The organism is Streptomyces sp. 15-116A (assembly GCF_025290915.1).
Classification (GTDB): Bacteria; Actinomycetota; Actinomycetes; order Streptomycetales; family Streptomycetaceae; genus Streptomyces.
Genome location: NZ_JAOCQE010000001.1, coordinates 13,955 through 40,926 on the forward strand (window position 1 = coordinate 13,955; position 26,972 = coordinate 40,926).

The 26,972-nt window shown below is 69.6% G+C and carries 24 protein-coding genes and 1 pseudogene; 15 read left to right on the plus strand and 10 right to left on the minus strand.

Features of this window, described 5'->3' with window-relative positions; translation table 11 throughout:
• Positions 1-32: 32 nt before the first annotated feature.
• The 3 genes from N4P33_RS00110 to N4P33_RS00120 are packed head-to-tail and all read right to left on the minus strand — an operon-like array spanning position 33 to position 1,617.
• The gene (locus tag N4P33_RS00110; RefSeq protein ID WP_061441655.1) at positions 33-533 is read right to left on the minus strand and encodes a signal peptidase II; all 501 of its coding nucleotides are present in this window, start codon (positions 531-533) and stop codon (positions 33-35) included.
• Positions 530-1,243: a cation transporter gene (locus tag N4P33_RS00115; RefSeq protein ID WP_061441656.1), complete on the minus strand. Its 714-nt coding sequence runs from the start codon at positions 1,241-1,243 to the stop codon at positions 530-532. The genes N4P33_RS00110 and N4P33_RS00115 overlap by 4 nt, the downstream gene beginning before the upstream one ends.
• The gene (locus N4P33_RS00120; protein ID WP_061441657.1) at positions 1,240-1,617 is read right to left on the minus strand and encodes a helix-turn-helix transcriptional regulator; all 378 of its coding nucleotides are present in this window, start codon (positions 1,615-1,617) and stop codon (positions 1,240-1,242) included. Before N4P33_RS00120 ends, N4P33_RS00115 begins: the two co-directional genes overlap by 4 nt.
• Before the next feature lie 227 nt (positions 1,618-1,844).
• On the opposite strand from N4P33_RS00120, the gene N4P33_RS00125 reads away from it, so the two are divergent.
• The 11 genes from N4P33_RS00125 (at position 1,845) to N4P33_RS00175 (ending at position 14,518) form a co-directional block, all read left to right on the plus strand.
• Positions 1,845-2,537, plus strand: coding sequence for a response regulator transcription factor (locus tag N4P33_RS00125; RefSeq protein ID WP_061441658.1), 693 nt, complete (start codon positions 1,845-1,847; stop codon positions 2,535-2,537).
• 66 nt (positions 2,538-2,603) lie between these two features.
• Entirely contained in the window at positions 2,604-3,998 is a 1,395-nt protein-coding gene (locus N4P33_RS00130) for a HAMP domain-containing sensor histidine kinase (protein ID WP_147286339.1), read from the plus strand.
• 188 nt (positions 3,999-4,186) lie between these two features.
• Complete coding sequence (locus N4P33_RS00135; protein WP_181849655.1) at positions 4,187-6,448, plus strand: MMPL family transporter; 2,262 nt, start codon at positions 4,187-4,189, stop codon at positions 6,446-6,448.
• A gap of 432 nt (positions 6,449-6,880) precedes the next feature.
• A complete protein-coding gene (locus N4P33_RS00140) occupies positions 6,881-8,014 on the plus strand; it encodes an acyl-CoA dehydrogenase family protein (RefSeq protein WP_061441661.1) in 1,134 nt (377 codons plus the stop codon).
• Between the two features lie 178 nt (positions 8,015-8,192).
• The gene (locus N4P33_RS00145; protein ID WP_061441662.1) at positions 8,193-9,269 is read left to right on the plus strand and encodes an SDR family oxidoreductase; all 1,077 of its coding nucleotides are present in this window, start codon (positions 8,193-8,195) and stop codon (positions 9,267-9,269) included.
• Positions 9,266-10,552 carry an aspartate aminotransferase family protein gene (locus tag N4P33_RS00150; RefSeq protein ID WP_061441663.1) on the plus strand — a complete coding sequence of 429 codons (1,287 nt, stop codon included), beginning with the start codon at positions 9,266-9,268 and terminating at the stop codon, positions 10,550-10,552. Before N4P33_RS00145 ends, N4P33_RS00150 begins: the two co-directional genes overlap by 4 nt.
• A gap of 1 nt (position 10,553) precedes the next feature.
• A complete protein-coding gene (locus tag N4P33_RS00155) occupies positions 10,554-11,048 on the plus strand; it encodes a type II toxin-antitoxin system RatA family toxin (RefSeq protein ID WP_061441664.1) in 495 nt (164 codons plus the stop codon).
• Positions 11,045-11,575 (plus strand): flavin reductase family protein, encoded by a 531-nt coding sequence (locus tag N4P33_RS00160; RefSeq protein WP_199560844.1) that lies wholly within the window; start codon positions 11,045-11,047, stop codon positions 11,573-11,575. The genes N4P33_RS00155 and N4P33_RS00160 overlap by 4 nt, the downstream gene beginning before the upstream one ends.
• 30 nt (positions 11,576-11,605) lie before the next feature.
• Positions 11,606-12,448 carry an SDR family oxidoreductase gene (locus N4P33_RS00165; protein WP_061441665.1) on the plus strand — a complete coding sequence of 281 codons (843 nt, stop codon included), beginning with the start codon at positions 11,606-11,608 and terminating at the stop codon, positions 12,446-12,448.
• A complete protein-coding gene (locus N4P33_RS00170; protein WP_061441666.1) occupies positions 12,445-13,104 on the plus strand; it encodes a sterol desaturase family protein in 660 nt (219 codons plus the stop codon). The genes N4P33_RS00165 and N4P33_RS00170 overlap by 4 nt, the downstream gene beginning before the upstream one ends.
• Before the next feature lie 193 nt (positions 13,105-13,297).
• Positions 13,298-14,518, plus strand: a complete 1,221-nt coding sequence (locus N4P33_RS00175) for a nitric oxide synthase oxygenase (RefSeq protein ID WP_078884538.1) — start codon at positions 13,298-13,300, stop codon at positions 14,516-14,518.
• Positions 14,519-14,695: 177 nt separating this feature from the next.
• On the opposite strand, the gene N4P33_RS00180 is transcribed toward N4P33_RS00175, so the two are convergent.
• Positions 14,696-14,863, minus strand: coding sequence for a hypothetical protein (locus tag N4P33_RS00180; RefSeq protein WP_153176674.1), 168 nt, complete (start codon positions 14,861-14,863; stop codon positions 14,696-14,698).
• Positions 14,864-15,183: 320 nt separating this feature from the next.
• A pseudogene (locus N4P33_RS00185) lies at positions 15,184-15,420 on the minus strand (TerD family protein); the annotation flags it as partial.
• Between the two features lie 144 nt (positions 15,421-15,564).
• On the opposite strand from N4P33_RS00185, the gene N4P33_RS00190 reads away from it, so the two are divergent.
• The 4 genes from N4P33_RS00190 to N4P33_RS00205 all read left to right on the plus strand — a co-directional run bounded on the left by N4P33_RS00190 (position 15,565) and on the right by N4P33_RS00205 (position 21,400).
• A complete protein-coding gene (locus N4P33_RS00190) occupies positions 15,565-16,284 on the plus strand; it encodes a hypothetical protein (RefSeq protein ID WP_061441667.1) in 720 nt (239 codons plus the stop codon).
• Entirely contained in the window at positions 16,271-18,244 is a 1,974-nt protein-coding gene (locus N4P33_RS00195; protein WP_061441668.1) for a hypothetical protein, read from the plus strand. The genes N4P33_RS00190 and N4P33_RS00195 overlap by 14 nt, the downstream gene beginning before the upstream one ends.
• A gap of 31 nt (positions 18,245-18,275) precedes the next feature.
• On the plus strand, positions 18,276-20,348 hold the full coding sequence (locus tag N4P33_RS00200) for a hypothetical protein (RefSeq protein ID WP_260824139.1): 2,073 nt from the start codon (positions 18,276-18,278) through the stop codon (positions 20,346-20,348).
• 785 nt (positions 20,349-21,133) lie between these two features.
• Positions 21,134-21,400, plus strand: coding sequence for a hypothetical protein (locus N4P33_RS00205; protein WP_228126035.1), 267 nt, complete (start codon positions 21,134-21,136; stop codon positions 21,398-21,400).
• A 51-nt stretch (positions 21,401-21,451) separates the two neighbouring features.
• Here the strand turns inward: N4P33_RS00205 and N4P33_RS00210 are convergent, their stop codons facing one another.
• The 5 genes from N4P33_RS00210 to N4P33_RS00230 form a co-directional block, all read right to left on the minus strand.
• Entirely contained in the window at positions 21,452-22,423 is a 972-nt protein-coding gene (locus N4P33_RS00210; protein ID WP_181849656.1) for an arsenic resistance protein, read from the minus strand.
• 137 nt (positions 22,424-22,560) lie between these two features.
• On the minus strand, positions 22,561-22,872 hold the full coding sequence (locus N4P33_RS00215) for a hypothetical protein (protein WP_260824140.1): 312 nt from the start codon (positions 22,870-22,872) through the stop codon (positions 22,561-22,563).
• On the minus strand, positions 22,869-24,263 hold the full coding sequence (locus N4P33_RS35470; RefSeq protein ID WP_308291874.1) for a heavy metal-responsive transcriptional regulator: 1,395 nt from the start codon (positions 24,261-24,263) through the stop codon (positions 22,869-22,871). Before N4P33_RS35470 ends, N4P33_RS00215 begins: the two co-directional genes overlap by 4 nt.
• A 318-nt stretch (positions 24,264-24,581) precedes the next feature.
• On the minus strand, positions 24,582-25,829 hold the full coding sequence (locus N4P33_RS00225) for an MFS transporter (RefSeq protein ID WP_061441672.1): 1,248 nt from the start codon (positions 25,827-25,829) through the stop codon (positions 24,582-24,584).
• On the minus strand, positions 25,826-26,965 hold the full coding sequence (locus tag N4P33_RS00230; RefSeq protein WP_114532860.1) for a PLP-dependent cysteine synthase family protein: 1,140 nt from the start codon (positions 26,963-26,965) through the stop codon (positions 25,826-25,828). The genes N4P33_RS00225 and N4P33_RS00230 overlap by 4 nt, the downstream gene beginning before the upstream one ends.
• Positions 26,966-26,972: the final 7 nt, after the last annotated feature.

The following is a 26,972-nucleotide window of genomic DNA, read 5'->3' on the forward strand; positions in this document are numbered from 1 at the left end:
TATGTCGATCGGCGCCGCCCTCGGCCGTGCCGCTACTGCTCGGCGGACACGGGCCGCTCGTCGCGCCAGGAGAGGGCGACGATCAGCAGGCCGCCGCAGACGATGAAGATGTCGGCGAGGTTGAAGGTGGGCCACCAGCCGGTGTGCAGGTAGTCGGTAACCTGCCCGTCCAGGCCCCGGTCGATGAGGTTGGCGCAGGCGCCGCCGAGGATCGCGGCGAGCGCGATGCCCCACGGCCGGCGGGCGGCCGGTGCGGTGCGCCACAGCGCGACGGCCACGGCGGTGGTGATCAACGCGGTGACGGCGATGACGATCCAGGCGGGGGCGTCGGCGGCGAAGGAGAACGCGACGCCGGGGTTGAAGGCGAGCTCCAGGTCGAGCGGGCCGCCCTCGACCGGGGTGCCCGGCAGGGCACGCTCGGCCCACGCCTTGAGGCCCAGGTCCACGACGGCGAGGACAGCGGCCAGGGCCAGCAGCCCCATCCGGCGCCTGAGAGCGCCGGACCGGGCCGCGGCCGTAGTGGGTGCGGTCACTTGCAGCCGTCCGAGCAGGAGCCGCCGGCCGCGGAGGCGGGCTTGCCGTCGTCTTCGTCATCGCAGCCGTCGTCGCAGACCAGTTCACCCTCCCAGGCTTCCTTGCCCTCCATGATCGCGAAGGCGGCGATGACGAATCCGGCGACCGGGTCGAGCCAGGTCCAGCCAAACGCGGCGAACGCGAGCAGGCCGGCGAAGGTGGACACGCTCAGCCAGGCGCACAACTTGGTCTCGGCGGCGTCCGCGACGACCAGGCGGGAGTTCATCTCCAGGCCGGCCTTCCGCTTGGCGCGCGCCAGCCACGGCATGATCACGATGGACAGGCCGGTCAGGACGATGCCGACCAGCGAGGTGTCGGGCTTCGCGCCGCCGACCAGGTCGCGGATGCCTTCGACGGTGACGTAGGCGGCGAGCGCGAAGAACGTGAGCGCGATGAATTTCAGCGCCCGGCGTTCCTTGGCCTCGTCCGGCTCACCGCCCTTGATCTCCGCCAGCAGCCGCACCAGGACCACCACGGCGGCGGCGACCTCGATACCGGAGTCGATGCCGAAGCCGATCAGCGACACCGCACTGGCGACCGCGCCGGCGGAGATGGCGATGATGCCCTCGATGACGTTGTAGCCGATGGTGAACTTGGCGTAACCGACCGCGCGGTGAGCGGCCGGGCTGGCCACATCCGGGACGGTCGCGGCGGCGGGGGAGGCGCTCATCGGGTGGACTCCTCGGTGGCAGAGGGGATGCCGTAGGTGGGGCAAAGGTCGACTGCCTCGCCGGTGGCGGCGAGCAACTGCTCGGCGGCGGCCAGCAGGTCCAACAGTTCCGGGCGTGCCAGAGAGTGCAGCGATGCGCGTCCGACGGGACGGGATACGACCAGCCCGCACTCTCGCAGGCAGGACAGGTGGGCCGAGACGGTGGACTGTGCGAGCCCCACGCAGGTGACGAGGTCGGTGACGCGCGCCTCTCCCTCGGCCAGCCGCCGCAGGATGGCCAGGCGGGCCGGATCGCCGAGTGACCGGAAGAGAGCCACTGCCGCTGTTGGCGCGGCGCAGGGATCCGCCGCCAGGGATGTCTCCGTCTGTTTCATCAGTCACTCTCCGTTATCGCAATGGCCGTCGCCGTCTCGAAACGCTGGCGAGGGGCGCTATTCATCGTCTGGAGCCGATGATAGCGTGCGAAGTCGATGCGGAAGGTTCCGCTCGATGACCTTTACGGTTACCGATCGGTTTCATCCATCTGTTCCGATTACATCGTTAGCATCCGATGTTGGAGCGGTCGTCAGGGGGACGACTTCGCTGCAATGGGGGTGCAGAGATGCAGGTGCTCGTGGTGGAGGACGACACGCGGATCGCCGAGGCGCTGACGGAGGCACTGCAGCGGTTCGGGCATGACGTCGACTGGGTCGGCAGCGGTGCCGAGGCACTCAAGGCGGCACCGTCCACCGAGTTCGTCCTGCTGGACCTGGGGCTGCCGGACCTGGACGGGCAGGAGGTGTGCCGGCGCGTACGGGAGGCGTCGGCCGTGCCGATCATCGCGGTGACGGCCCGGTCCGAGGAACTCGACCGGGTCCTGGTGCTTCAGGCCGGCGCCGACGACTACCTGGTCAAGCCTTACAGCATGCGTGAGTTGCTGGCGCGGATGGAGGCGGTCGCCCGGCGGGTGCACGCGCCCGCCGCTGTGCAGGCGTCTGGTGGGGGGAATGCAGGTGAGCTCTGCGCGTTCGGGCCGTTGCTCGTGGACATGCGCACCCGTCAGGTGCAGATGGACGGGGAACTGGTGCAGCTGACGCGCCGTGAGTTCGATCTGCTGGCTGCTCTTCTCGCGGACGCCGGTGCGGTGCGCGGCAGGGAGGAGCTGATCAGCGAGGTGTGGGATCCGAACTGGCACGGCTCCACCCGCACGCTCGACGTCCACGTCGGCTCGCTGAGGACCAAGCTCGGCGGCCGCGAGTGGATCCAGTCGGTGCGGGGTGTGGGCTTTCGTCTGGTCGTGCCCGACCAGCGCTGACCAGGCACCGATGTGGCAGGACGATGAAGGGGGAATGCTGGCGTGCGGCGTCACCTGGTGGCCGCGTTGGTCGCCTTACCAGTCGCGGTGGTCACCGTCCTGGGGCTGCCACTGGCTCTGCAGCGCAGCGACGAGGCGCTGCGGGAACTCGCACACGCGCGGGCGACCGAAGCCCGACAGCTGTCGTCCGCGGCGGTGCAGGCGCTCTCACATGGTGAACGGGAGGTGCTGCGGCAGCGGATCGCTGACTACCAGGACCGTACGGGCGGCCGCGCACACGTCTTCAACGCCCGGGGGCGGTCGGTGGACGGGGCATTGTGCCTGCTGTCACCTGACGAACTCGCGCAGCAGAACGTGGTGCGGGCGGCGTTGCAGGGGCAGTTCACCGACTCCTCCGACCGGCGGGTCGCCAAGGCCGCCGAGGAGCTGATCGTGGCGGTGCCGGTCATCCATGGGGGCATGCTGGTCGGCGTCGTGGTGGTGTGTTCAGCCCTGGACGATCTGCAGCTGAAGCAGTGGACGATCTGGGCCGTGGTCGCTGTGATCGCAGCCCTGGCCCTGGCGGCGAGCGGCTTTCTGGCGGAGCCGCTGGCCCGATGGATTCTGCGGCCCGTGCGCTATCTGGAGGCGGCAGCCCGCCGGTTCGCCGCCGGGGACCACGATGCCCGGGTGCCGGTCCATCTGGGCCCGCCGGACCTGCGGGTGCTCGCGGAGACCTTCAACCACCTGGCCGAGCAGGTGCAGCACCAGGTCACCGTGCAGAAGTCGTTCGTCTCGGACGCCTCGCACCAGCTCAGGTCCCCGCTGGTGGCGCTGCGGCTGCGCCTAGAGAACCTGGAGCCTCATATCGCGCCGGACGGAAGCCGGGGTCTGGAGCAGGCACTGGGCGAGGTGGACCGGATGACCGGCATCCTCAACGCACTGCTGCTCCTGGCCCGGGCGGAGTCCGGTGCCCAGGCCGTCGAGTGTGTGGATGTGCGGGCGGTCGCCGAAGAACGGGTGGCGTCCTGGCGGCTGGTGGCCGAGCCCAGGAACATCACCGTGACCATCGACGGCGAGGGGGACCTTGTGGCATCGGCCGTCGCCGGCACGGTCGACCAGGTCCTGGATGTGTTCCTCGACAACGCCCTGCGCATGGCTCCGCCCGGGTCAACAGTCCAGGTGCGCCTGGTCGAGGACACGGCGATGGTGGCGGTGCAGTGCATCGATGCCGGCCCCGGTATGCGTCCTGACGAGCGGGCCCGTGCCTGCGACCGCTTCTGGCGCGGGGCCAGGGCCGCCGGAGAGGGATCCGGCCTGGGACTGGCCATCGCTGCCAGTCTCGCCCGGGCGAACAACGGTCACGTCCTGCTCCAGGAGGGTCCTGGCGGGGGGCTGCACGCCGAGTTGCGCCTGCCGGCACGGGGACCCGCACGAGCCGAGCGCCGCCCCGGCGCCCTCCTGCAAAAGAGCCGGGGGTGATCTCGGCACCACTTCTGCATGTCTCTTGCATCTGCACTGCCGGACTGCTGCAGCAGGCGTTCTTACGCTGACGCCCGGCACTGCCCTGCACGGTGCGCCTACCCGGGGCCCACGTTTTCCGGCCCCCTATTTCCTTTCCTGCGCGCCCCACCGGGCCGCTCCCTTTGTCTCACCTCCAAGGAGGAGGCGTGGGTTCCCAGCCCTCTGTCCGCAGCCAGACGCCGTCGACAACCGCACCGCCGGTTGTCCCGAAGGGATTGGCCGCGCTGGGCCGCTGGCTGGCACGGCGCCGGCTGCTGGTCCTGCTGGTCGCTTTGGCAGCGCTGGTCGTTGCTGTTCCGTTCGGCTCCGATGTGGAAAGCCGCCTGTCGGAAGGCGGCATCACCGTTCCGGCTTCGGAGTCGGCCCGCGCCGACGAACTGCTCAATACCCGCTTCGAAGGCGGCTCCCCGCACCTGGTGTTCATCGCCGCCGCCGATACCAGCATCGACGGCCCGGAGGTCAGCAGGGAGGGGGCCGCGCTGACCGAGCGCCTGGCCGGGGAGCGGGGTGTGGTGCAGGCGGCGTCCTACTGGACTCTGGACAAGGCGCCCACGCTCCGCTCGAAAGACGGCCGCACCGGACTGGTCATGGTGCGGCTGGCCGGTGACGAGGACGAGGTCCGCAAGACCGCGGCCAGGATCGTGCCCGAGGTGGTGGGCGAACAGGGCCCGCTGAAGATGACCGCAACCGGCGTCACCGCTGTCCGTATGGAGATCGAGAAGCGCAGCGAGGAAGACCTCACCAAGGCCGAGCTGCTGTCCGGCCCGCTGGTACTGATCATCCTGCTGCTCGTGTTCGGCAGTGTCGTCGCCGCGAGCACTCCCCTCGCGGTCGGCATTCTCGCCGTGATCGGCTCGTTCGTCATCCTGCGGCTGCTCGACATGGTCGTGCAGGTGTCGGTGTTCTCCGTCAACATCACCACCGCGCTGGGCCTGGGTCTGGCCATCGACTACAGCCTCTTCATCGTCACCCGATACCGCGAGGAACTCGCCCATGGCCGCACCGTTCACGAGGCGATCGGCGAATCCGTACGCACCGCCGGACGGACCGTGTTGTTCTCCGCCCTGACGGTCGCCCTGTCCCTGTCGGCCATGCTCGTCTTCCCCATGTACCACCTGCGGTCCTTCGCCTACTCCGGGATCGCCGTGGTGATCCTCGCCGCGCTCGGCTCCGTCATCGTGTTGCCCGCGCTGCTGGCCGTACTGGGCCACCGCATCGACGCCCTCAACGTCCGGCGCCTCTTCCGCCGCAACGCCAAGACGGCCGCGGCCCGTACCGACACGGCAGGGTTCTGGCACAAACTGGCCATGGCCGTCATGCGCCGGCCGCTGCCGTTCGCGCTGACGATCGCAGCCGTCCTCGTGGCGCTCGGCCTGCCGTTCATGCGGGCCGAGTTCGGCGACAGCGACGACCGGGTGCTGCCCGCCAGCTCGCCCGCCTACCAGGGCGCCCAGGTGTTGCGCGAGGAGTTCGACAACCGGGAGGGCTCCCCGCTGAACGTGGTGCTGCCCGACATCGACCCGGCGTCGTCGTCCGCCAAGGTGGCCGACTACGCCAAGCAGCTGTCCACCGTGCCCGGCATCACCCGGGTCGACGCTGTGACCGGCTCCTACAGCGAAGGCGCCCAGACCGCTCCGCCCGGCCCGGCCTCCGAGCGGTTCAAGGCCGACCAGGGCACCTGGCTGTCGGTGGTCTCCGACACCGAGCCCTATTCCGAGCGAGGCATGGACCTCGTTAAGACGGTGCGCGCGCAGCCCGCACCGGACACCGTGCTCGTCGGCGGACAGGCCGCGCTGCTGGTGGACTCCAAGGCCACTCTCGCGGACAAGCTGCCCTGGGCGCTCGGCATCATCGCGCTGTCCACCATGGTGCTGCTGTTCCTGTTCACCGGCAGCCTCCTCATCCCGCTCAAGGCCATCGTGCTGAACCTGCTCAGCCTCACCGCGACGTTCGGTGCGATGGTGTACGTCTTCCAGGACGGGCACCTGCGCTGGCTGGTCGGCGACTTCACCGTCACCGGCATGCTCGACATCGACACCCCGATCCTGATGTTCTGCGTCGCCTTCGGCCTGTCCATGGACTACGAGGTCTTCCTCCTGTCGAGAATCAAGGAGGAGTACCACCGCACCGGCGACAACGTCTCCGCCGTCGCCTGGGGCCTGGAGCGCACCGGCCGGCTGGTCACCGCAGCCGCCGCCCTGGTCGCCACCGTCCTGCTCGCCTTCGCCACCTCCTCGCTGACCCCGCTCAAGCTCCTCGGCGTCGGCCTGGCGCTCGCCGTGATCGTCGACGCCACCCTGGTGCGCGGCATCCTCGTCCCGGCGTTCATGCGCCTGGCCGGCCGCGCGAACTGGTGGGCGCCGCGGCCGCTCGCCCGTCTGCATCAAAAGATCGGCCTCGACGACTGAGAGACAACTCGGCGGGGGTGGAGGGCACAACGTCTTCCACCCCCGCCCTCGTCTTGGCGGGCCGCACCGCTCCCGTCACGCCCCGCTCCACAACGCCCCGTGATCACCCATCAGCCACGTGAGGCGGGCTCTCTCACACGGGCACGAGTCGCGCACTGGCCGTGAGCACCGGCAAATGCCCCGGGACTGACCCGCCAGGCGCCGCGCGGGACGGGTGCAGGCTTGGCGGCCGCAAGCGTCACCTGCCGTGCAGAACCACACCAAAGAGATCATGTCGAACTCATGAGCGGAACCTGGGGGTCCGTTGCAGAGGTGCTGCATCTGCGGCTCATAACGTGGGCTGTGCCGCTGGGGCGTTCGACCGAGAACAGTTCGCATGACGTCGCGAGCGGCCAGATACGTGTTGAGCTACCAGGTGGGGGGACCCGGTCCATGCGGTTTCTGCAGCGTGAACGTACCGTCGTCGAGGAAGTGCTGCCCGGTCTCGACCAGCGTCTGACCGCGCTGCCGCTGGCCAAGCTCGAGGCCGCCGACAGCCCTGGTGTCAAGCTGTTTTGTGACGCCGGCGGCCCCGGACTGCTGGTGCCCGCCGAGCACGGCGGCCGCGGTGCGGACCTGCTGACCGCTCTGCGGGTGCAGCGGGCGATCGGCTCCCGCTCTCCCTCCCTGGCCGTGGCGACCACCATGCACCATTTCTCCGCGGCCTCCCTGGTCGAGGCGGCGGCCACCAGCAGCGGAATGGAATGGATGCTGCTGGCCGCCATCGCCAAGGACAATCTGCTCCTCGCCTCCGGCTTCGCCGAGGGACGCACCGGCCAGGGCATCCTCAACCCCTCTCTGACCGCCCGCACCGACGGCGACAAGGTGTTCCTGAGCGGGTCGAAGAAGCCGTGCAGCCTCGCCCGCTCCATGAATCTGCTCACCGCGTCCCTGCCCCTGCCCGGCCCGGACGGTCACGATCAGCTGGCCATCGCCCTGATCCCCGCTGACGCTCCCGGGGTGTCCGTCAAACCGTTCTGGGGCAGCCCGATCCTGGCCGGAGCCGAAAGCGACGAGGTGGTTCTGGACGACGTCGAGGTGCCGGCCGAGCTGCTGGTACGTACGGACGTCACCGCCGACGGCCGCCTGGACCAGCTGCAGACCGTCGGGTTCGTGTGGTTCGAAGGGCTCATGACGGCCAGCTACCTCGGAGCCGCCTCCGCCCTGGTCGAGCGTGTCCTCGGCGACACCCGCGCGAGCGCGGCTGTCGCCGCCGAGGCGGTGACCTGCGTCGAGTCCGTCGCCCTCGCCCTGGAGGGGCTCGCCGCAGACGCGACAACGGCCGGCGTCACCCAGGACACGCTGTCACGGTCCCTGATGTGCCGGTACGCCGCCCAGGACGCGATCAACCGGGTGCTGTCGCTGAGCGTGGAGGCACTGGGCGGTATGGCGTTCATCGGCTCGGGGGACGTCGCCTACCTGAACTCCGCCTGCCGGGCGCTGGCCTTCCACCCCCCATCCCGCTCCCGCATGGCCGCCCCGCTGACCGAGTACTTCACCGGCGACGCCCCGCTGCGCATCCCCTAGGCGTCCGGACACCCCTGCACTACGAGCGGCCTCTCGTGCCGCGTCCTGGCCTTCACCCGCTCACGGTCCCCGGCCGCCGGCTTCCCGGTGCCGCGACCGCTTCGGCCATGCCCTCGAACGGCTGCCGCCTGCCCTCGACTCCTGTACGCCCGCTGACCTGTCCGTGAGGTGCTCGACCGTGCCCAGTCATCCCACCGTTCTTCTCACCGGCGCGTCCGGTGTCGTGGGCAGCGCGCTGCTGCCCCAGCTGTCCGACTGCCACACCATCGCCCTGACCCACCGCACTGCGGCGGCCGGCGCCGACGAGCAGCTGGCCGGTGACCTGACCGTCCCCCGGCTCGGCCTGGACGCCGGCGCCTACCGGCGTCTGGCCACACGCGTGGACGTGATCGTTCACTGCGCCGCCGTCACCGGCTTCTCCAGCGGCCCCGAGGCCACCCACGCGCTCAACGAGGCCGGCACCCGGCAGATCGTGCAGCTGGCCGCCGACGCGGACGCCGTGCTGCACCACGTGTCCACGGCGTTCGTGGACCGGACCGACCTGACCCGGGCGCAGCTCGGTCAGGACCACGGGGATGCCACCGCGCGGCCGGAGGACTACCTGGACTCCAAGCGTGCCGGCGAGGACGTCGTGCGGTCGTCGGGCGTCCCCGCAGTGATCATCCGCCCGTCGGTGGTGATCGGGGACGCGGTCACCGGAGCGATCTCCGCGTTCCAGGGCATGCACGGTATCATCCACGGCCTGCTGCGCGGCCTGCTCCCGCTGGTTCCGGTGCCCGCCGAATCGCCGATCGACTTCATACCGCAGGACGTGGTCGCCGCCACCATCGCCGCTCTGATCCGCCAGGGGCGGCGGGACGGCGACATCTGGGTCACCGCGGGCACCAGTGCGCTGAGCACCCAGCGCACCCTTGAGGTCATCGGCGACACCGCGGACGAGCTCGGCCTTGCCGCGGCGCGGCCGCGCATGGTCGGCCCCGAGATGGTCGACCGTCTCATCCGTCCGGTGTTCATCGCGAACCTGCACCCCAGGGCGCGTCGCCGGTTCGACGACATGCTCGCCATGACGGCGCTGTTCGCTCACGGTCACGTCTTTCCCACCAGCCTGGGCCAGCTCCCCGGTATCCCGGCGGCCCCCAGCGGAAGCGAACTCGAAGACGCGTTGCGGGCATCGGTCGCCTACATGGCCCGCACCAAGGGCATGGTCCGCCGAGTGGCGGAGCCGGTGCTCGCAGGTGAGCAGGTGCCGGCATGAGCGAGCTGACACTTACCGCCACCGGCACTGCCGATGCGTCGGCCGGCGAGGTGCTGGGCATCTACCGCCGCCACCTGAGCAAGGGACGGGCGCGACTGGCGTCCCTGACCGGCGCCGCCATGGAGGTCGCCTCCGAGGGCAGCCGCGTGTGGGACGCGGATGCCAAGGAGTACCTGGACTGCGGCGGCTACGGGGTCTTCCTCCTCGGCCACCGCCACCCCCGGGTGGTGGAGGCCGTCATCGAGCAGATTCACCGCCACCCGATGGCCACCCGGCTGCTCCTGGAGCCGGCCGCAGCGAGGGCAGCGGCCGCGCTCGCCGCCGTCACACCCCCCGGCCTGGAGCGGGTTCACTTCGTCAACTCCGGCGCCGAGGCCACCGAGACCGCGATCAAACTGGCCCGCGCCCACGGCAAGCACCGGCTGATCTCCGCAACCGGCGGCTACCACGGCAAAACCACCGGCGCGCTCGCCGTCACGGCCAAGCCCTTCTACCAGGACCCGTTCCGGCCGCTCCTGCCGGCCGAGCACGTCCCCTACGGCGACGCCGAGGCCCTGGAGCGGACGCTCGCCGACGGGGAGCCTGCCTGCGTCATCCTCGAACCCATGCAGGGCGAGGGCGGCGCGGTCCTGCCCCCGCCCGGCTACCTCACGCAGGTGCAGCGGCTGTGCGCCGAGCACGGGGCGATGTTCGTCCTGGACGAGATCCAGACCGGTCTGGGCCGCCTGGGAACCTGGTGGGGCGCCGATACGGAAGGGCTGCGGCCGGATGTGCTGCTGGTCGGCAAGAACCTCAGCGGCGGTGTGATCCCGGTCGCCGCCGCGGTCGCCACCGCGCAGGCGTACGCGCCGTTCGACAAGGACCCCTTCCTGCACACCTCCACCTTCGCCGCCTCCCCGGTGGCGATGGCGGCCGCTGCGGCCGCCGTCACCGCGATCCGCGACGAGAACCTGGTGGAGCGGGCCCACGCCCTGGGCGAAGACCTGCTGGAGCGCATCCAGTCGGCCCTGGCCCCCCTGCACGGCAACGCGGTGGTGGACATCCGCGGCCGCGGCCTGCTCCTGGGCATCGAGATGCGCGACGAAGGCACCGCCGGAGAACTCGTCCTGCACCTGCTGGAGGAGGGGCTGCTGGTCAACCACTCCCTCAACGCCCACCGGGTCGTGCGCCTGACCCCGCCGGCAGTGCTCACCCCGTCCGACCTGGACTGGATCACCCGCGCCTTCACCTCCGCAGCCACCGCACTGGCCCGCACCACCGCTTCCACGAAGGGGACACGCTGACATGCCCGAGGTGACCCTCGACGCCCTCATACCCGACACGACCGCCCCGGCCGTCTTCGAGCGGCTGCGGGACTTCGCCGCCTACCCGAAGTACACCGACGCCGTCCGCGAGGTGACCGTCACCGACACCGGTGGCGACACCCTGGACTCGGACTGGTCGGTGAACTTCCGCAACGGCATCCTGTGCTGGTCCGAACGCGACCGCATCGACGCCGCCAACCTGACCATCGAATTCACCCAGACCGACGGCGACTTCGACCAGTTCGACGGCACGTGGACCGTGCACAGCCACGACGACAACGCGGTCAGCGTACGGTTCACCGCCCGCTTCGACCTCGGCATGCCCAGCCTCGCCGCCATCATCGACCCGATCGCCTGCCAGGCCCTGACCGAGGCCATCAGCCTCATCCTGCGCGGCCTGCTCGGCGAGCACATCACCCTCACCACACCCGAGGCCGAACCCGTCGGCGCCTCAGCGGCAGCGGACGCACCGTGACCGGCGCCCTCAGTACCGCCGCCCTCCCTCCCCAGACCACCGCATCGCCGGTGACGGAGCGGGGGTTCAAGGACGTCCTCGCACACTTGCCCTCCGGCGTCACCGTGCTGACCACCAGCGGACCCGACGGCGCGGGCGCGGCGGGCATGACGGCGAGCGCCGTGTGCTCCCTGTCCCTCGATCCACCGATGATCCTGGCCTGCGCGGCCAACCACAGCCGCACACTGGCCCGAATCCGCACCACCGGGGTGCTGGCCGTCAACGTGCTGCGGGAGGACCAGGTCCCTCTCGCACGGCGGTTCGCCGACCCGCACCTCGACCAGGACGCCCGCTTCGCGGCCACCGCCCACCGCCTGGAGGACGGCCTGCCCGTCCTCCACGACGCGCTGGCCTGGCTGACCTGCACCGTTCAGGCCGCCCATCCCGGCGGCGACCACACCATCCTCACCGCCGAAGTCCGCCGGCTCGGCCTGGGCGGCGGGCACCCGCTGCTCTGGCACAACCGCACCTTCCGCATCCTCGCCTGACCGACCGCGACTCTTCTGGAGGCTTCCGCCGTGCCCAGGGACATCAGTAACAAGACCGTCGCCATCACCGGCGGCAGCCGCGGCATCGGCCGTGCCACCGCCGAGCAGTTCATCGCCGCCGGCGCCACAGTGGCCATCGGCGCCCGCAACCACGACTACGCCGCCAAGGTCGCCGCCGACATCGGCGCCCGCGCCTACCCGCTGGACGTCACCGACCCCGTCAGCGTCCAGGCGTTCTGGAACGCGGCCGAGGCCGACCTCGGCGCGATCGACATCTTCGTCAACAACGCCGGCGAGATGATCGTCGGCCCCTTCGAGAAGGAGTCCGCCGAGGACACCGCCCACCAGCTCGGCGTCAACCTCCTCGGCACCCTCAACGGCATGAAGACCGCCATCGGCCCGATGCGCCGACGCGGGCACGGCCACATCATCAACATGGTCTCCGCCGTCGGCATGATCGGCCTGCCCGGCTGCGCCACCTACTCCGCCGCCAAGCACGGCGTCGTCGGCCTGTCCGAGGGCGTACGCGCCGAGCTGCGCGGTTCCGGCGTGGACCTGTCCATCATCCTGCCCATCCCCGCCCAGACGGAGCTGACCTCCGGCGTCGGCAAGGGCCGGTTCGTGCCGCTGCTCACCCCCGACGACATCGCCAAATCCGTGCTGCGCACCGCCCGCCGCCCCGTCTACAACCGATACGTGCCCGGCTGGACCAACCCCGTCACCCGCTCCCTGTTCCTGCTGCCGCAGCCGTGGCGGGACGCGATGGGCCGCTTCCTCAAGGCCGACCAGCTGCTGCGCACCACCGACTACCAGGCCCGCATCGCCTACGAGACACGGGTGAAGGCCCCCACCGCGGAAGGAGCCGGGGCGTGACCTCCCAAACACCCGCCCGCCCCAGTAACTACAAGGGCGCCGTCCGGCGCGGCAACGCACCCGCCGTCGTCGGCTGGCGCTGGCTGGACCACCTCATCCACGTCCACCCGGTCACCACCGTCGCCCTGTTCACCCCGGTGATCGCCGCCTGCGTCTGGTACTCCCTCGGCGAGACCGACGGCTGGGCGCTCCTCGGATGGGCGGCCGCGGGCTACGTGACGTGGACACTGTCGGAGTACTGGGGCCACCGCATCGTGCTGCACTACGAGCCCGAAAAGGGCTTCGGCGCGCGCCTGCACTACATCCTGCACGGCATTCACCACGACTACCCCACCGACCCGCGCCGCTCCATCCTCAGCCCACTGCTGAGCATCCCGATGGTCGCCGGAACGATCTACCTGGCCTCCGGGCTCGGCTCACTGCCGCTAACCTTCGGCGCCGGCTACACCTTCGGCTACCTCACCTACGACCTGTTCCACCTCTACCTGCACCTCGCCACCCCCAAGAGCCGGCTCATGCGGCACCTGCGCTCGCTCCACATGCGCCACCACTTCCGCGACGACACCAAGGGCTTCGGCATCTCCGCCCCCTACTGGGACGAGCTGTTCGGAACCTCCATCGCCCGCCAGCCCCGGTCAAACGACCTGGCCACCTGAGCCCACCCCACACCGCCGGTCCAACGACACGGCCCCCTGACCGGCGCGGGCACCCTCGCGACGAACGGCTAACCCCCGAAGTCGTCGATGCCTCCGCGCGGGTGCCCGCGCCCACCGTCGCGCCACAGTTGACCCGGCACCAGCCCGCCGCCATGGACCACTGCCGGAGCCGAACGCCACCCGCGAGGAACCCATGAACTCCGAAACGCTTCTGGCTCGCATCTACACCCTCGACCCGCCCGCCGAAACCGCACTGCCGGCCCCTCGCCCCGCACCGGCCGGTCAGCCCCACCCCGCCGAAGCGGACGGGGACGAAGCGGAGGAGTTCGTACGCCTCCACCACGAAGAGCACCCCGACCAGCCCCTCCCGCTCACCACACGGCTGCAGCAGATACGCACACAGATCAACGAGACCGGCACCTACACCCACACCACCGACGAACTCGTCTTCGGAGCCCGTGTCGCCTGGCGCAACTCCAGCCGGTGCATCGGCCGCCTGTACTGGAAGAGCCTGCGCGTCCTGGACCGCCGCCAGGCCACCACCGCCGAAGACATCCACCAGCACCTGTGCGACCACCTGCGCCAGGCCACCAACGGCGGCCGCATCCGCCCCGTCATCTCCATCTTCGCCCCCGACACACCTGAGAGCCGGGCCCCCCGGGTGTGGAACGACCAGCTCATCCGCTACGCCGGCCACCGACAGGACAACGGCCACATCGTCGGCGACCCGACCTACGCCGACTTCACCGACACCGTCAAGCGCCTGGGCTGGCAGGCCCCCGGCGGCCCCTGGGACGTGCTGCCCTGGGTCATCGAAACCGCCCAGGACAAGCCCCAGCTGTTCGACGTCCCCCCGGACCTCGTCCTGGAAGTCCATCTCACCCACCCCGACCACCCCGACTTCGCCGACCTCGGGCTGCGCTGGCACGCCGTACCGGCGATCTCCAACATGCGGCTGCGCATCGGCGGCATCAACTACCCCCTCGCACCCTTCAACGGCTGGTACATGGGCACCGAGATCGGCGCCCGCAACCTCGTCGACACCGACCGTTACAACCTGCTGCCCGTCATCGCCGAACACCTCGGCCTCGACACCAGCAGCGACACCACCCTGTGGCGCGACCGCGCCCTGGTCGAACTCAACGTCGCCGTCCTGCACTCCTTCTCCCGGGCCGGCGTCAAGATCAGCGACCACCACACCGAGTCCCGGCACTTCATGACCCACCTCGCCAAAGAAGAGAAGCAGGGCCGCGCCGTACCCGCCGACTGGAGCTGGATCGTGCCCCCCGTCTCCGGCGGCATCACCCCGGTCTTCCACCGCTACTACGACCAGGCCGACCAGCGCCCCAACTTCTACCTCGACGACGACGCCAAGGCCCGCGGTAAGGGCGGATGCCCCTTCGGCCACGGCTGAGCAGCGCGGTGGACCACACCCACCAGTTCCGTCGCGGATACGCGGACGCCTCGGCCCGGAGGCGGCCCGTGAGCAGGCCGTGCGGCTCACCGCGTCGACGGGCAGGCGAAGGACTTCTTCCAGCCGGCCGGCAGTGGTCAGGCGGACTTCCACAGTCATGGTCACTCTCCTGCCGGCCTAGACATGGGTACGGCGGCGCGGGGTGTCACGGAAGCGGCAGCGTTGCTGCTCGCACATCCGCGGCACCCAGCACATCTGCCACGTCAGCTCGACGCGGCCGATGTCGGCGATGGTCTGCTTAGTGCTCCAGCCCTTCGCGACGCCGTCCAGCGCCTGCCGGTACATCTGGGTGATCTTGGCGTTCTGGCGGATGATCGGGCTCTCCCGCGGGCGCAGTCCGACGCCCTGTCCAGGAATCCACCCAGATCCACCGGGGCGCCCTCGGCCGCGGGTGCGCTCTGCTAGCCGGCGCGGCAGCAGAGGCCGGAGCCGGGCTGGTCGGGCAGTCGGCAGTGATGGCAGTCGGCCCCGTCCAGGGCACAGAACGCGGCGATCGAGACCGGTGGCGTGAGGGACGACGATCCGCCGCACCCCGTATGTCTCCTCCAGCCGTAGCGCATAGGCGGCCGTGCTCACCCCGAGGGGGGGCGCCGGCGACGAGCGGGACGGCAGTTCGTTTGCAGGCGGCCCTCTAGGCAGAGCTGGTCGGCCATGCGAGCCCAGCGCAGGGCGGGGTCGGATCCCTGCTTGTCGCGTCGGATGGAAAGGACCTGCTGACCAAGTCCACCGCCGAGTCCGAGACAGACCTGAAGAATGAGACGTCCCCGGCTCTCAACCACTTCCAGGACGCGGACGTCGCCCTGGCACAGTGCCACGTCGTCGATTCCGTTACGGACCGGGACGGCCATCGGCGCACCGTAGATGATGTCCGCAGCGAGCAGTTGTTGGTCGGCCTCGAGTAGCAGCCTTGGTTTCGGGCCTGAAGGCAGATAACTGTTGGGTTCAGAACAGGGACGATTGCGGTCACTCGTGGCTAATCTTGCCTGGTGGATCAAGAGTTACGGAGAGCTGTCCCCGAAGCACCGGTCACCAGCCGAGAGCAGGATGCGGTGCGCATCCTACTGCTCATCGATGGCGCATGCGAGCCAGCCAACGATGCAGAGCGGGCTGATCCCGGTCTCGTGGACGCCGTGGGTGTTGTCCGAACGCAGGTGCGGTTGCAGAAGTTGGACTTCTGGCTGCGCAATCCCGACTACCTCGCTGATGAACTGCTGACGGAGTACGAGCAGAGCGGGGAGGAGCCGCTGCTGTCGCTGGCCGCGTCAATCCTGAGTTCTGAGGAACCCGAAGTACGACGATATCCGATGCTGCGTCACCACTTCGGAGCTTACGAGCCGCTGGACAATGCGCTGGCCGTACTGCGCAGCGCCGGTCTGGTGGCTCGGCGCCGCCGGGGCACGGTCGACCGGGTACGCCAGCACGACTACTTTCTGCTGGAGGCCGGTCGGACGATCGCCCGTGAAGTGATCCAGCAGGCTCCCGTATTCAGCTACTACGTCGAGCGCGTTCAGCTCGTCGTCGCACTGGCCGACGGCCTGGGGGGAAGCCAGCTGAAGCGGCGGCAGTATCTGCAGCGCGAGTATGCCGAGGCAGCCCGGGGCGAGCGGATTGGCTCGGTCAGCACCCGGGCGCGGGAGCGCCTGGCGCGACTGCGTACGCAGAGGGGACAGGACGGGATTCGGGTGGGGGACCATGGACAGGGATGACGTGCTGCTGGAGACGCGGATAGCTGAGCGGGCAGCCGTGAGCGTTGAGGATGTACGCGATGCGTTCGCCGCCCACGGCGTTCCCCTGGTGACACCGCCGGCCCGGTCCCGCACTCTGCGGCTGCACCGGCTGCGCATCGCCGGGCAGCGGACGGGATCGGTCTATCCCGGTCCCTTCGATACATCGCTGCGGTTTTCCGAGGGACTGACCGGACTGGTGGCGTCCAATCTACGGGGCAAGACCTCGGTGCTGGAGCTTGTGACGTGGTGCCTGCGGGGTTCGCCGAGGGACCTGATGGCCGAAGCGCATTGGTTGCGCGAGGTGGATCTGGACGTCGAGATAGCCGGGCAGGCGGTGGGGATCCGGCTGGATCTGGCCGAGGAGGAGATCACTTCAGCGGTCGTCCTGGCCGGTCCCGCCATCGAGGCCCTGGAGTTGGTGCGCGCTCCGGACGCCGACCACGAGATCATCCCCCTTCTGCGGGCGTTAAGCTCGGCAAGCTTCGCGGAGCAGATGCAGGCGCTGATGATGGACCGCCTGGATCTGCATCCGCTGGTGAACAGCTACAAGCAGACCGGTACGCAGACCCACGGTTGGCCGGTCTACTTCGGGGCGGTCTACCTGCCTGCGGGGCGGGACAAGGCGCTGCTGGGTGAGCACACGATGAGCGGGCTGCCCGGCCGTCTGTTGCAGGTGTTCTTGGATCTGCCCTCCGCAGCCGCGCTCACGCGCGTGAAGACTGCGGCCGATGTGCTCGCGGCCAGACACAAAGCCGCACAGGCGGCGGATACGGAGGCGCGGGGCAAGCGGGACGAGGAGCGCCATCGAATCGCCAAGAACCTGGAGCGGGCCCAGGAGCGCCTGTCCGCCATAGCCGACACTGAGGGCGGCTGGGAGGAGTCACTGCCCGAGGTGGCTTCCCACGTGGTGCAGTTGGCGCGTGCTGTCGCGGACACGCACGAGACGTGGGATGAGCTGATGCAGGCGCACCGACGGGCCCGGGCCCAGCGCCAGCATGACGCGAAGCTCGCCAATGATGTCATCGAGAGTGCCACTGCCCGCCAGCTCTTCCACGGGCTGGATCCCACGGCGTGTCCGCGCTGCGATCAGGTGATCGCAGCCGATCGCAGGCGCCAGGAGCGCGAGGCTCAGTCTTGTGCGGTGTGCTCACGGCCCGTGACGGGTGACGATAACCTTCCCGAAGAGGTCATCGCCGAGGCCAGGCAGCGGCTGCGGGACAGCACCGCCGCGGAGAAGATGGCCAAGGACGCACTGGAGGCGGCAGAGGTCGAGCTGGACCGGCTGTCGGGCGAGCTCACCTGGGCTCAGGCCCGGCTGCGACGTGCGGAATCCGCAGTGCAGGCGCCGGCCCGCCTCATCGCACGCGAAGAGGTGCTGCGGCTGGAGGGCGCGCTCAGCGTCTTCCCGGAGCTGCCCGCTTTGGTCATCGACGCAGACGAGACAAAGGCCCTGAAGGTCTTCCGTGCAGCGGCCAAGGTTTTGGAGAAGGACCACGAGGTGGCAGCCCAGGCGCTCTTTGCCGATCTGAACCGGGAGATCGCTCAGCTCGGCCGACGATTCGGCATCGACGCACTGGAATCGGTGAAGATCGACCGTGCCGCCCATCTGGACATCACCAAGGGCGGCGGGCGCACCAAACCCTTCGGCGCCCAGAGCCCCGGCGAGCGACTGCGGCTGCGAATCGCGGTGGTCATCGCTTTGCTGCGGGTGGGCGCCGCGCACGCCGTTTCGACGCACCCGGGCCTGTTGCTGATCGACAGCCCGAAAGCGGAGGAGGTCCAGGACCTCGACATCCGCAGGTTGCTGGGAGAGCTGGCCCAATTGGCTTCGGAGAACCATCTGCAGGTGTTGATCACTACCAGGGACTTCGACCTGGTGCACGACGTACTGCCCGCCGAGAACATCATCGAAGCCCGCGACGGCAAACCACTGTGGTGAAGGCTTCACACTGGCGGAAGGGGGATGGAGCATGACACTGCTCGCCGAGCGCCTCAGCGCCCTGGCCACCGCCGGGCACGCCTTCATCACATTTGAGGACCTCGGCCTGCCGGCCGAGACGCTGCACGAGCAGGTGCGAACCGTCGCGGCCGGCCCGCTGGCCCCGCTCCTGGCCGAGGCCGTTGCCCACGCCTGCGATGCTGCGGACGCGGCCTGGACTCAGGCCGCTGCCGCCTTTCCCACTGGGCTCGCACAGCAGAGCAGCGTCCTGGCCCTCACCTCGTCGCTGGAGACTTTGCTTGGCAGCACCGCCGCCGTCAAGGCGCTGGCGAAGCCCCTCAACGGGGCACTTCTGGATGGTCTTGCCGAGCAGGTCGACCGCGGTCCACTGCTGGCTGCTGCACGGCTGGAAGGCGCGGTCAGGCTCGCCGCCTGCGAAGCGGTCCGCCCCTACCAGGTATGGGAGGTTCTGGAAGAACTGCCCGTGCAGGGGCCGGAAGACTTCCTGGAGCGTCTCCCGCGCATCCTGGGCGTTGTCCTGGACTGCTGGGCGCAGCAGGAAGCCCGCGTCTCGGCCGCAGCGCGCGGACTGCTGCAGCATCTGTCCGTCGACGAGGTGGCCGATGTCGACGCGCTGTTCGAACTGGGGTGTGACCGCTTACGCACCGCGCTGTCCGCCACCGACCTGACTGAGGTCAGCAGGCAGGTCGTGGAAGCCCGCTCGCTGTTCGCAGCAGCCGAGGCCGCCGAGGAAGCCCGCGATGACGCTGCCGCCTACCTGGCCGCGTGCGATGCCCTCCTGGGTTTCACCGCGCACGACACCGCCCGGATTACACAGGCCGCCGACCGTATCGAACAGGCACTGGAGCGTCGCCGGGCATGGCTGCACGGCACGCACCAGCCTGCTTGGCTCCAGCCGCGGCAGTCGGCCGAAGTCGCTTGGTCCCACCTTCTAGTCCAGTTGAAGGCTGCGGCGGAACTCTTCGCCGCCGAAGTATGGATGGACTCCTGGCACGCCGTGGACGCAGTCCTCACCGCCTACCGCGCCGCCCGCACCATCCAACCGCTTGGAGAGGGAAGTGACGCCCCCGGTCTGGCCGTCCTGGTGGAGCCCGCTGTCGAGGATGGCTTCCTGCGCAAGGAAGCGTTCCTCAGCGCACTGAGGCATGCCGCTGCGCGGCCGCAGGACTTCCCCGGTTGCCACTTCGACACCGACGCCGCGACCGCTGTCCTCGCCCGGCTCGACGCCCGGGAAGCCCGTAGCCCATCCGTCGGTGACTCAAGCGACGCAGACGACGAGGACTCAGACGCCCGAGCCGCGGACGAACGCTTGCACCGCATCGCGCCTACCGTGGCTCGCCGACTCCCGGCGAAGGAGGCTCTGCACCTGGCTGGGCTGTCTGACACCACTCTTGCGGCCGTCGAGGGCATTGCCTACGACAGTGACCTCGCACGCCTCAAAGCCGACGACCCGGTCATCATGCCCTTGCTCGACGGTTTCCTGACACTCCTGTCCCAGCATGAGCAGTTCGCCGGACAAGTCCGGCAGACGTTCAGCGCTCTGCTCACCCAAACCCTGCTGTTCCTCAAATCCCGTACCGATCTGGAACGCACGCACACCTTCGGCGCTGGAAAGCGAGACGACCCGCCCTACGACTACCGTCGCAAACCGGAAAAGGGCCAGCGGGACGCCAACGAAGGGGACCTGCAACGCGACTTCCACCAATGGCTGCTCACCGGCCCCTTGCACAACGTCGTTCAGGTAGAGACGAACAATGTCGGCATGGGACGCGCCGACGTCATGGTCCATTTCGGCCCCCTGCGCTATCTCACTGAGATGAAGCAAGACAGCGACAGCAACAGCCGCACCCACATCGAAGGTAGATACCTCACTCAGGAAGCCGAATACACCAACACCAACGCACCCTTCGGCCAGCTCCTCGTCCTGGACCTCACGCCGAAGACCACCAGCAGCGGAACGCTGCGCATCAATGAACTGGCGTGGCTGGCCACCCACCGTCCCCGCGACGCCACCATCGACCGTTGCATACTGGCCGGCATCGTCACTGGTAACCGCATCACCCCCTCCGCCTACTCCCGCTAGACCAGCCATGGGCTTGCCTTGAATCTGCACCCCCACCCAGGAGACCGGCAAAGCGGTGGGCGCGCCACAGAGGGAGCGTCCTTCCCATCGCTGCGAGTACTCGCTGACTTCGGCTGCCGCCAGAGGGGCCCTCTACGAAGAGCGAGGCAACATAGCCCCGAATCGCCGGTTAGCCAAACCGGCAATGACGCGGAGTATTGACGGTTGCCCCCGCTCACCTGTGCGTGCGACGTCCGTAGGCCCGGGTTGATTTCCCACCCATTTGTGACCGGCGACGACAGACGGCCTCCTGACCCGCTCAGGAGACCAGCCGTCCGTCGCCGTGATCACCCTGACCGGCCTGGACCCGAGTCGCCTACCCACCTGGAGGAGCTCTACGAGAGCCTCCGCACCCAAGAGGGCGTCTCCCTGGAATGGATCATCGCCCCGACGGGCCGAAGGCTGACCCGGACCTCATACCCCGGGGTATCACGAAGGACCGTCGGGTCACCGCGGTTGCCCGCCCAGGGGCCCGGCCCTGCCCCTGCCCGCAACACCACGTTGAACTACGTCAGCGCCCCGCGCGTCGCGTTCGTCAACGATGACGACCGAAACCCGCCTTTCTCGCTGGCCATACGCAACGAGCACGCCATCACCACCGGTCTGCGCTGGGTCGCAGGTCGGTCGGCCGGCTGGGATCCCGTCTCCGGGAGTCTGAGGACCTGAATGTGCCCGACTCCCGTCGGACGTCACGCGCCGGGAGCCGTCTGGACGCATCGGGCGGACCCCGAGGACAGGGCCACTGCATGTTGCTGACCGACACACGCCTCGCCCAGGCCGTCGACCACGGTGGTCTTCACAAGGCGTTCCTGATGGGTGTCTGCGCGCGAGCGGCCGGCGAACTGCTCAGCGACGTCGTGTATCACCGAAGGGTCCACGAAGGGCAGTGGACGGCCGACGACACCTACCGTGACCAGGTCGAGTTCGATGCGCGCCGACACGCGTGGTTGAAGGGGTGGGCGGAGCGCGAGCTTCAGGCCGAGGCGCCGCTCCTCGGTTCGGCGGGTCGGTAGGTCGAGATCCCGGGACAGCAGTCCGGGATGCCTGCTGCTGCGGGCGGTTCGTCAGCGTGCGGCGGGCTCGGCTGCAACGGGCTCGCGGGCGGGGACGAGACGGGGAACGAGGCGGACGTAGGCGACCATGCCGAGGACTTCGACGAGGGTCTGTGTGACTACGACGACCGCGGCGGCCTCCAATCCGGCGGGCAGCGCGAGGGCCAGGGGGAGAACGACGAGGGAGTTGCGGGTCGCGCCGGTGAACACGATCGCCCGTCCGCCGGGGGCGTCGAGTCGGAAGAGTCGAGCGACGGCCTTCCCGGCGAACGCCATGACGACGAGGAACGCGGCGTAGAAGGGGATGACGGCGGCGACGTCGGTGAGGCTGTCGCCGAGCTTGGGAACCTGGGAGGCGACCACGGTGATCAGGGTCGCGGCCATCAGCGGCACCATCGTCGTGGTCGCCGCGTCGGAGACCTTCTGGCCGACCGGGCGGCGTGCGGCCCACGCCTGCAGCGTCCAGGCCAGCACGAGGGGGACGACGATCAGGACCAGGAAGGCTTCGACGAACGGGCCAATCTCGACGATGTCGGCCAGGTCGGAGCCCATGAACAGGTACAGGAAGCCGGGCAGCAGCAGCATCTGCGTGACCAGGAGGAGCGGGGTGGCAGCGAGCAGGCGGCGACTGGAGCCTCCGGCAAGGCCGGAGAAGACGATCACGTAGTCGACGCACGGGCACAACAGCACCAGCAGGACCCCGACGCGTACGGCCTGGTCGGCGGGCAGGAACGTGAACAACGCCGCGACGATGAGCGGCACCACCACGAAGTTCACCACCAGGGCGGCGGACAGGAACCGGCCGTCGCGCAGCGAGCGCAGCAGTTCGGCGGCCGGGACCTGGAGGAAGGTGACGACCAGCAGCGCGCCGAGGACCGGGTTGATCGCGTGTTCCAGGCCGGGGCCCGCGGCCGGGGCCAGCCAGCCGAGCAGTCCTCCGGCGGCCATCGCCGCGAGGTAGATCGCGACCTGGTGGTGTTCCATCCGCTCGACCAGGCCCTGCGGTCCCTGCTGCGACACTCTGACTGCTCCCTTGAAACTCGTACCGGCCGCCGGTGGCGGCCACTGGCTCATCCTCACAGGTCACGCCGTCGGCCCGGCCACCGGCCAGGGGCCTTACGTCAGCGCGGCGCCGCGCTGACCCTCGGCGGGGCCCCGACGGTGGGCATGCCCAGGTCGGCCGGCGCCGGGGTGGTGCGGCAGGCATCCCGCTTCCGGCGCCGCCGTACGACGGCGAAACCCACGGCCGCCGCTACTGCCAGCACAGCAAGCACTGGCATCCACAGGGCGCCGATCACGGAGGTGACGCCGATGCCGCCGAGCACGGCCAGCAGGGGGCCCGCGCAGCAGACCGCACAGGCGGCGACGGCCGCTGCCCCCGTACCGAGGACGCCCCAGGGGCCGGACGAGCGGGAGGACGGCGTGGTGGTCATGCGGGGACTCCGAACAGGTCGGCCAGCATCGCGGCGGCGCTCTCGGGCGCGCGCACGTCCAGCTGGAGGGCGGCGGGGGTCAGGTGCAGGGTGAAGTCGAAGAACGCACAGCAGTCCTGCTCGGCCGCGGCCAACGCCGCGATTTGTCCGGCGAGGTCGGCGTCCGGTGGGAAGGACAGTCGCACCCCGTCCTCGATGTCCTCGCGCTGTTCGGTCTTCGCGACCAGGGTCCGCCACTGCTCGGTGCGCTCGCCCAGCTCGGCGCCGCCCAGCGTGCAGGCCACCGGGGCATCCCGCCACGCCTCGTCTGCCGGTCCGGGTGCGGGGCGGGTGGGTGAGAGGGTCACCGGCACGGGCCCGGCCGCCGGGGCCGTGGTCGTGGTGCAGCCGCAGTCCGGTCCGCATGCGCCCTCCGGTGCCGGCCCGGACAGGGCGGTATGGACGTCTGCCAGGCGGGCGGAGAAGGCCCGCAGCTCGGCGACCCTGCCGTCGGTGTCCTGGATCCGGCTCGCGATCAGTGGCAGCATCCGGGCCCGTACCGAGGCGCAAACTCCTTCTTCCCGGACGTCCAACAGGTCGCGGATCTCCTCCAGGGCCAGGCCCAGGAGCTTGGCCGAGGAGATGAAGGACAGCCGCTCCACCGCGTCCTCCCCGTAGATGCGGTAACCCGAAGGAGTCCGCTCGGCCGGCAGCAGCCCGGCGTCCTCGTAGAAGCGCAGCGTGGTGGCGGGAACACCGCAGCGTTCCGCCAGCTGCGAGATCCGGTAGGTCCTCATGCCCTCGACGGTAAACCTTCGACCCGACTTGAAGGTCAAGCCGTCCGGTCCCCCGTCTGCTCGGACAGCAGGGGTGGCTCGGTGCCGCGACGGGTCAGCTGCAGGAGCCGAACGGGGCCGAGGTCTACGTGGGCAGCCGCCGCACGGTGCCGCCTTCGAGCTGTCGGCGTAGCCGCTCCAGATCTCCCCGGCCCACGACACGTCGCCCAGGCCGAGATAGGCGATGCCGACAGGCACGATGCCGCAGTAGGCGGCGAACAGGAGTCGGTGCGCGGCCAGGGTGATAGGCGTCGGATACAGGGCGTCCTTGAGCTGCCGCACATGCACCGCCGCCAACTTGTTCGCCGGTGAGCACCCCGCCGGCAGGCCGAACTCCTCGGCGCCTTCCCGTACCAAGAGCCAGGCGACGTTCTCCCGGGACAGTCCACCGTCGGCCGGGTGGCAGTCGGCGGCAGCCAGGTTCCTCGCCTCCCGGTGCACTGACCATGCCTGAGCCACCACCGATCGCAGCGCATCCAGCAACCGCTGCCACTCGCCCTCGGTGCAGGGCTGGATCGGGGTGGACTTCGGGACGTCCGCACGCGGCTCCGCCTTCATCGCCCCGGCACCTCTCATCCTGGCGGCTCCTCGAAGCCTGAACACGCGTGCCGAAGCAGGCGCCCTCGCCCGCCGTTGCCCCTCCTGGCGCAGCGCACCGGCGGAAGCCGCCGAGGCTTCCGCCGGTGTGGTGTGGGGAGGGATCGTCCAGACCGACAATGCCCCTGGAGGGCTGCGAATGGCTGGCCACGCGGTCACCTTCCAGGCCCACCCGTATACCCCGCCCAATACAGAGCGTGAGTATTTGTGCCGACCAGCACAGCTCCTGCCTCACTCACGCGAGAAGCCTCTTCGCCGATACTCGTCGGCCATCGGATCGCGCTTCGCGCCGTCGTCTCAGGCCACTACTGCTGGCTGCCTGGCGATAAGGCGCCCCGTTCTGGCCAAGGCTGCGACTGCTGCAGCGCAGACCAGCCCCGTAGCTGTCAGAGTCACCCAGGTCAGCCACAGGGCGTCATGCCGCTGGGCGAAGTCCCAGAGCGCGCCGGTGACCAGGTTTCCGATGGTGATGCCGAGCCCCGACACCGTGTTGTAGAGGCCGTAGTGGGTGGCCACCAGACGCTCGCCCGAGAGATTGACGATGGTGTCCATCTCGAACGGATAGACCACCGCGGATCCGACCGCGAGCAACACCACCGCCAGAACCAAGGACGCGAGCACAGCCGTGGAGGAGTCTCCCGGGGCTAGAGCCAGCGGAAGAAAGGCCAACCCCATGGCCGACAGTCCGCGCACCAGCGCCTCGCTGGGCTGCCATCGGTTCTTCGCCCAGCCGGTAAGACGCAGTTGCCCAATGACCGCGACCGCTGCCGAGACGACGAAGAGGCCGCTCGTGACCTGCGTGCCGTGTGTGCCTAGGGCGTCGGCCGCCGCCAGCGGCAGGGCCAGGTAGACCTGGAAGGTCAGCACGTACGAGCCGATCATCGCGGTGGCGAAGAGCAGGAACGGGCGGTTGGTCACGACCGTTCGCCACTGCTCGAGCACGCCGTTCTGGTCACTGGTCGTCGGGCTGGCGTGGCGGGGAGGCAGCGCGCGCCATTGCAGCACGCTCAGCGCTGTGAAGATTGCTGCTGCTGTCGTGCAGACGAGGCGGAAGTCGGTGGCCAGCAGGGCGAGTCCGGCAATCGGTCCGAGGAGCATGCCCGCCTGGTAGTAGACGTTGAAGGTCGCGAAGGCGTCCACGCGCCTCTCTCCGGCTTCGGCGGCGAGGTAGGCGCGGACGGCTGGGTTGAACAGGGCGCCGGCGAAGCCGGTGGCGGCTGAGGCGGCGATGAGGGCGGGCAGGTTGTCGACCCAGCCGAGCAGACCGAAGCCGACCGTTCGAAGCAGGCAGCCTGCCAGGATCGGGGCCTTGTAGCCATAGCGGTCAGCGAAGGTACCGCCGATCAGGAACATGCCCTGCTGGGAGAAGTTGCGCACGCCTAGTACGAGCCCCACCGCCCAGGCGGCCAGGCCGAGTCCGCCGGAGAGGTGGGCAGCGAGATACGGCATGAGCATGTAGAAGGCGAGGTTGATGGCGAACTGGTTCGCCATCAACAGACGTACCGCGGACGGGAAGGATTGAGTCTGACGCCAGAGGTGCTTCATCCGGTGACTCCTGCGACCTTCTGATCCGTGCCGGTGACGAGCGGGTCGATGACCGTGGTGCAGCGGGTCCAGCGGTCCACAACGCGGTCGCCCGGACGTGCGAGTTCGTCAGGAGCGCCGGTGGGCGGGTGCCCCAGAAGGCGGTGGTCGCGGCAGTACGTATCGTTGAAGATGGTTCCTACGTAGCGTTGCGGGCCGTCGGGAAAGACAGCCACGATGCGTTCCTCGGCGGGCAAGCTTCGGGCCAGCCACCGGGCGACCAGTGCCACGGCACCGACGCTCCATCCGCCGGTGGCGTAGTGGTCGCGGGCCAGGCGTCGGGCAGCCCACGCGGCCTCGGGGGCGGCCACCCAGTGCACTTCGTCGAAGAGGTCGTAGGCGACGTTGCGGGGGTAGATGCTGCTGCCCAGTCCGCGCATCAGGCGGTGCGCGGCCGGCTGGCCGAAGATCGTGGAGCCCGTGGTGTCCACGCCGACAACCCGGAGCTGGGGGAAGAAGGCACGCAGCACTGAGGCGATGCCGGCGGAGTGGCCACCGGTGCCGACGGAGACGACCAGGGTGTCGATCCGGCCGAGCTGGGCGACGAGTTCATGCGCGAGACCCGAGTACGCCGCGACGTTGTCGGGGTTGTGGTACTGGTCGGGACACCAGGCGTCCGGATGAGTGGCGAGCAGCTCCTCGACACGGTCGCGGCGGGCCTGCTGCCAGCCGCCGACGGGATGCGGTACGTCGACGAGGTCGACGGTGGCACCGTACGCCGTGAGCAGGCCGGTCATCAGCGGTTCCATGCCGAGGTCGGTGACCACGGTGACCGGATGGCCGAAGGTGGCGCCGGCCAGGGCCAGACCCAGGCCGAGGGTGCCCGAGGTGGACTCCACGATCCGCGCCCCGGGGAGCAAGGCACCGCGTTCTCGGGCCGCTCGCACCATGTGAAGAGCGGTTCGGTCCTTGATGCCGCCGGGATTGTGACCTTCGAGCTTGGCCCAGAAGCCGCGTCCAGCAGCGGCGAACGGCTCACCGATCCACAGAACGGGCGTGTCACCAACGAGCCCGGCGGGGGTGTGCATCGGGCGTTTGGCGACAGCCAGCAGCTGGGCCGGGCAAGCGGGAAGGGCAGTTGGAGCGAGGGATTTCATGGCGTGC

Coding starts and splice junctions, on each gene's coding strand:
- N4P33_RS00225 (WP_061441672.1), bottom strand. CDS start 25,829: ATGAAGCACCTCTGGCGTCAGACTCAATCCTTCCCGTCCGCGGTACGT.
- N4P33_RS00210 (WP_181849656.1), bottom strand. CDS start 22,423: ATGGAACACCACCAGGTCGCGATCTACCTCGCGGCGATGGCCGCCGGA.
- N4P33_RS00155 (WP_061441664.1), top strand. CDS start 10,554: ATGCCCGAGGTGACCCTCGACGCCCTCATACCCGACACGACCGCCCCG.
- N4P33_RS00195 (WP_061441668.1), top strand. CDS start 16,271: ATGGACAGGGATGACGTGCTGCTGGAGACGCGGATAGCTGAGCGGGCA.
- N4P33_RS00120 (WP_061441657.1), bottom strand. CDS start 1,617: ATGAAACAGACGGAGACATCCCTGGCGGCGGATCCCTGCGCCGCGCCA.
- N4P33_RS00180 (WP_153176674.1), bottom strand. CDS start 14,863: ATGTACCGGCAGGCGCTGGACGGCGTCGCGAAGGGCTGGAGCACTAAG.
- N4P33_RS35470 (WP_308291874.1), bottom strand. CDS start 24,263: ATGAGAGGTGCCGGGGCGATGAAGGCGGAGCCGCGTGCGGACGTCCCG.
- N4P33_RS00150 (WP_061441663.1), top strand. CDS start 9,266: ATGAGCGAGCTGACACTTACCGCCACCGGCACTGCCGATGCGTCGGCC.
- N4P33_RS00125 (WP_061441658.1), top strand. CDS start 1,845: ATGCAGGTGCTCGTGGTGGAGGACGACACGCGGATCGCCGAGGCGCTG.
- N4P33_RS00215 (WP_260824140.1), bottom strand. CDS start 22,872: ATGACCACCACGCCGTCCTCCCGCTCGTCCGGCCCCTGGGGCGTCCTC.
- N4P33_RS00230 (WP_114532860.1), bottom strand. CDS start 26,965: ATGAAATCCCTCGCTCCAACTGCCCTTCCCGCTTGCCCGGCCCAGCTG.
- N4P33_RS00200 (WP_260824139.1), top strand. CDS start 18,276: ATGACACTGCTCGCCGAGCGCCTCAGCGCCCTGGCCACCGCCGGGCAC.
- N4P33_RS00175 (WP_078884538.1), top strand. CDS start 13,298: ATGAACTCCGAAACGCTTCTGGCTCGCATCTACACCCTCGACCCGCCC.
- N4P33_RS00205 (WP_228126035.1), top strand. CDS start 21,134: ATGTTGCTGACCGACACACGCCTCGCCCAGGCCGTCGACCACGGTGGT.
- N4P33_RS00140 (WP_061441661.1), top strand. CDS start 6,881: ATGCGGTTTCTGCAGCGTGAACGTACCGTCGTCGAGGAAGTGCTGCCC.
- N4P33_RS00115 (WP_061441656.1), bottom strand. CDS start 1,243: ATGAGCGCCTCCCCCGCCGCCGCGACCGTCCCGGATGTGGCCAGCCCG.